Raw genomic sequence first — 4,657 nt, forward strand, 5'->3', positions numbered from 1 at the left:
CGGCCGGGTCGGCGGGCGGCCGCACGGCCGCAGGCGCCTCGACCGCGGGATCGGGTTCGAACGGCGGCGCCCCGAGGTCCGGGTACTCGGGCGCCGGCATCTCCGCACCGGGCAGCAGATCGCTCCAGAATGCCAGTGGCACTGCGGCTTCCACCGGTTCCGCCGGGCCGCCACACAGGCGGGTGATGAAGTCGCGCAGGTCGTTTCCCGCGTGGGACACGTCGGCGCCGTCGAGCAGCCACACCGGCGTAGCGGTCCCGCCCCTGCCTGCGGGCAGGTAGCACTGCCGGAACACGGGCACCATCCGCGGCGCCGTGCCGAGCATCCGGCTCGCCACGTGCATCGCCAGGTCCCCGGAGTCCGGTCGCTCACCCCAGGCGACACCCCAGAACCCGTCCTCCTTGACCGCGCGCAGCAGATCGCGGGCCGGCCAACCGACATGGAAGATCAGCGCCGTGTCGTCACTGCGCCAGTCCGGCCACCCGCGGCCGGTGGGCAGGCCGGCGGCCAGGAAGGCGCGGTGGTCGTCGTCGAATTCGAAACCGAAGCGAGCCTCCACGGCGCTGATCTCGGCGTCGGTGAGGCCCGGCGCGATGGTCACCTGCCCGCTGTCGGCCAGCACCCTGGCCGCCGCCCGCCCGATCTCGCTCACCAGGTGAGCTTATGGCCGCCGGGAGAGCCCCCGATGCGGCAGTTTCCTCAGCCGGCGATCCAATTGCCGTGGAAGCCGTACGGAACACGTTGCGGCAACGCGATCTTCGCGACCGGTGCGGCCGCGAAGTCGGCGGCGTCCAGGATCACCAGGTCACTGCCGTCGCGCACGGGATCGTAGACGTAGGCCAGGTAGTAGCCGTTGCTCTCGTCCACAGCGCCGGTGGACGGCACGAACACCGCCTCGCCGGGTCCGCCGTCGCCGAAGGAGTGCTCGACGGCCGCACCGGTGGTCAGGTCGTAGCGCAGCAGGCTGTGGTCGGCGACGGTCACCGTGTACCGCGCGGGCAGGGTGGCCAGCCGGTCGTCGATCCTCGGGAACTCGACCCCGCGGTCGTCGAGGGGGCGTTCGGACACGGTGCCCGTGGCGAGGTCCAGCGTCCAGCTCCACAGCACACCGTCGGGGTCGGACGCACCGCTGCCGCGCCACAGGCTGGGGTAGCGCACCGCCTGCAGGACGAGCGAGTCGCCCTCGTCGTAGCTGTTGACGACGTGGAACACGTAGCAGGGATCGATGTCGAACCAGCGCACCGTTCCGAACGGGTCGTCGCGCCGCAGCACACCGAAGCGCGCTCCGTAGGCGTCGTCCCAGCGGAACGGCATGTCGCCCTTGATCGCGATGTCGAGGTCGAACACCACCGGCAGGTCCATGAACACGACGTGCTCGGCGGTCAGCGCGAAGTCGTGCATCATCGTCAGCGCCGGGACGTCGACCGGGCGGTTCACGGTCAGGACACCGTCGGCGTCGGCACGGTGATAGGTGACGTGCGGGGCGAGGAGGCTGCCGTAGCCGAAGAAGTGCAGCTCCCCGGTGGCCGGGCAGATTTTGGGATGCGCGGTCATCGAGTCGTTGAGCCTGCCGCCGAAGTCGTACGCGCCGATGGTCTGCAGGTCGTTCGAGATCTCGTACGGCAGCGACGATTCGACCAGCGCCAGCGTCTTGCCTGCGTGGTTGACGACGTGGGTGTTGGCGACGCTCGAATGGAGGTTGCGGGTGCCGTCGTCGTTGAACACCGGGAAGTCGTTCTCGAAGCTGTCGGTGCGCACCCACCGGTTGCGGTACCAGGCGACCCGGCCGTTCTCGATGCGGACGCCGTGGATCATCCCGTCGCCGGTGAACCAGTGGCCGGTGGGTTGCCGCGGATTCGGCCCGTTGCGCAGGTACCAGCCGCACAGGTCGGCCGGGATGGCGCCCTCCACGGGAAGGTCGAAGGCGGTGAGTTCGTCCGGGACGGGCGCGTAGTTCCCCCGGAGGAAGAACTGGTCGGTATCGGACAGAGCCGAGGTGTCGGCGGTGTCGGTCATGTGCGCTCCTGTCAGCCGGCGTCCGGAGGGGGCGCGAAACAACCCTCCGGTCCGATCATGCGCCTCAGATCGCCCGCCCGGTGGGCAGGAGAGTGATCTCGGTAGATTGACGTGCCGCGGCGGCCGCCGCCTCGCGGCACAATGTCGTCGCGAACACTCCCACGAGAGGACACCGCAGCGATGAGCCGTACCGAGGAACAGAAGGCCATGATGGCGGTGGTCCGCCGGAACACCGAAGTGGTGCAGGGGCAGGGCGACTTCGCGCTCTTCGACGAGCTGTTCGCCGACGACTTCGTCGATCGCACCCCGCAGCCCGGGACCACGCCCGACAAGGCCGGCGTGCTCGTGCTGTACCGCAGGCTGCGCGACGCGTTCCCCGACTTCCGGCCCGAGATCCATTGGCAGACCGTCGAAGGCGACATCGTCACCACCTACAAGACCTACCACGGCACGCACCGGGGACCGCTGTTCGACATCGCCCCGACCGGACGCACCGTGGCGTTCGAGACCGTGGACGCGATGCGGGTGCGCGACGGCAGGATCGTCGAGCACTGGGGTGTGGCGAACCTTTTCTCACTGGTGCATCAGCTCGGCGCACACATCGAGAGCTGACCGCACTACAACCCGTAGGCCGCGAGCCGCCGGCCGCGAGAAAATATTCTGCGCGCAACGGCGGTGAAACATCGCGTCGCTAGCTTTCCTGCATCGAATTCGCCCGGACTTCATGCAGGGAGCGGACATGACTGACACCCGAGACCTACCGCCCGGCGCCGTGATTGGCGCCGGCGACATCGTCGAGGCTTCGGGGCATCCCGTCGGCGGCGGTCTGATCAAGGACCACTACGACCCCCGGTTGACCAACGAGGATCTCGCACCGCTGGCCAAGCAGTCGTGGTCGTCGTACAACATCTTCGCGTTCTGGATGTCGGACGTGCACAGCGTTGGTGGATACGTCACGGCGGGCAGCCTGTTCGCCCTCGGCCTGGCGAGCTGGCAGGTGCTGATCGCGCTGCTGGTCGGCATCGTGATCGTCAACGTGCTGTGCAACCTGGTCGCGAAACCCAGTCAGCAGGCCGGTGTTCCGTATCCGGTGGTGTGCCGCAGCTCCTTCGGTGTGCTCGGCGCCAACATCCCGGCGATCATCCGCGGCCTGATCGCCGTCGCCTGGTACGGCATCCAGACCTATCTGGCCTCGGCCGCGCTGGACGTCGTGCTGCTCAAGCTCTTTCCCGGCCTCGCCCCGTACGCCGACGTCGACCAGTACGGCTTCACCGGCCTGTCCCTGCTGGGCTGGTGCAGCTTCATGCTGCTGTGGGTGGTGCAGGCCGCGGTGTTCTGGCGCGGCATGGAGTCGATCCGCAAGTTCATCGACTTCTGCGGACCCGCGGTCTACGTCGTGATGTTCATCCTGTGCGGTTACCTGCTGTGGAAGTCGGGCTGGCACGTCAGCCTGTCGCTCGGCGGCGAGAAGCAGGGCAATACGCTGGTCGTGATGGCCGGCGCGATCGCGCTGGTGGTGTCGTACTTCTCCGGCCCGATGCTGAACTTCGGTGACTTCGCCCGCTACGGCAAGAGCTTCCAGGCCGTCAAGAAGGGCAACTTCCTCGGGCTGCCGGTCAACTTCCTGGTGTTCTCGCTGCTGGTCGTCGTCACGGCGGCGGCGACGGTGCCGGTGTTCGGCGAACTGCTCACCGACCCGGTGGCCACCGTCGCCCGGATCGACAGCGTGACCGCAATCGTGTTGGGCGCGTTGACCTTTTCGATCGCCACCATCGGCATCAACATCGTCGCCAACTTCATCTCGCCTGCCTTCGACTTCTCGAACGTCAGCCCGCAGAAGATCAGCTGGCGGATGGGCGGCATGATCGCCGCCGTCGGTTCGGTGCTGCTGACGCCGTGGAACCTCTACAGCAATCCCGAGGTCATCCACTACACGCTGGAGACGCTCGGCGCGTTCATCGGCCCGCTGTTCGGCGTGCTCATCGCCGACTTCTACCTGGTGCGCAAGCAGAAGATCGTCGTCGACGCCCTGTTCACCATGTCGAAGACCGCGAACTACTGGTACAGCAAGGGCTACAACCCGGTGGCGGTGGCCGCAACGCTGGTCGGCGCGGTCCTGGCGATGATCCCCGTGCTGCTCGGCGGCAAGGTGTTCGGCATGGCCGGGGCCGCCCAGTACAGCTGGTTCATCGGATGCGGCGTGGCGTTCGCGATCTACTACGTGCTCGCCATGCGTGGGCCGTGGCGGATGACGGCGCTGCGGGTCGCCGAGGGAGCGACGCTGATCTCGTAGGAACCGGGTCCGCAACGACCCAACGTTGCATCTCGATAGTTTCCGATATATCGTCAACGTATCGGAAGCGCACATCGTGCTTCCTCGCAAACGAAGGAAACACACCATGAACACCCCATTCACCCCTCAAGACAGCCCGTTCGGCGGGCAGCCCGGCGGTTTCGGTCCGGCCGGCTTCGGCTTCGGCTTCAGCCCCGAGGACCGGCGAGTCCTGCACGAGCGGCGGCGAGCGGCCCGCCGCGAGTTCCGCGACCACATCCGTGAGCACGGCCGCGGCGACCGCGGCTTCGGTCCGGGTTTCGGCCCCGGCTTCGGCCCGGGCTTCGGTCCCGGCTTCGGCTTCGGTCC

General features: G+C 67.8%; 4 protein-coding genes and 1 pseudogene. 3 read left to right on the forward strand and 2 right to left on the reverse strand.

Features of this window, described 5'->3' with window-relative positions:
* Positions 1–652: SMI1/KNR4 family protein (locus Q2100_RS29740; RefSeq protein WP_302916913.1), on the reverse strand; the 652-nt coding region annotated here is incomplete at its 3' end.
* Positions 653–699: 47 nt separating this feature from the next.
* Positions 700–2,016: a carotenoid oxygenase family protein gene (locus Q2100_RS29745; protein ID WP_302916914.1), complete on the reverse strand. Its 1,317-nt coding sequence runs from the start codon at positions 2,014–2,016 to the stop codon at positions 700–702.
* Positions 2,017–2,196: 180 nt separating this feature from the next.
* Here Q2100_RS29745 and Q2100_RS29750 point away from each other — a divergent pair, with 180 nt between their 5' ends.
* The 3 genes and pseudogenes from Q2100_RS29750 to Q2100_RS29760 form a co-directional block, all read left to right on the forward strand.
* Positions 2,197–2,628, forward strand: a complete 432-nt coding sequence (locus Q2100_RS29750) for an ester cyclase (protein WP_264013194.1) — start codon at positions 2,197–2,199, stop codon at positions 2,626–2,628.
* A 127-nt stretch (positions 2,629–2,755) separates the two neighbouring features.
* Complete coding sequence (locus Q2100_RS29755; protein WP_302916915.1) at positions 2,756–4,309, forward strand: NCS1 family nucleobase:cation symporter-1; 1,554 nt, start codon at positions 2,756–2,758, stop codon at positions 4,307–4,309.
* Positions 4,310–4,415: 106 nt separating this feature from the next.
* Positions 4,416–4,657: pseudogene (locus tag Q2100_RS29760) on the forward strand (PadR family transcriptional regulator); the annotation flags it as partial.

Origin of the sequence: Mycolicibacterium arseniciresistens, from assembly GCF_030519285.1 — a bacterium.
GTDB lineage: Bacteria > Actinomycetota > Actinomycetes > Mycobacteriales > Mycobacteriaceae > Mycobacterium > Mycobacterium arseniciresistens.

Coding starts and splice junctions, on each gene's coding strand:
- Q2100_RS29745 (WP_302916914.1), bottom strand. CDS start 2,016: ATGACCGACACCGCCGACACCTCGGCTCTGTCCGATACCGACCAGTTC.
- Q2100_RS29750 (WP_264013194.1), top strand. CDS start 2,197: ATGAGCCGTACCGAGGAACAGAAGGCCATGATGGCGGTGGTCCGCCGG.
- Q2100_RS29755 (WP_302916915.1), top strand. CDS start 2,756: ATGACTGACACCCGAGACCTACCGCCCGGCGCCGTGATTGGCGCCGGC.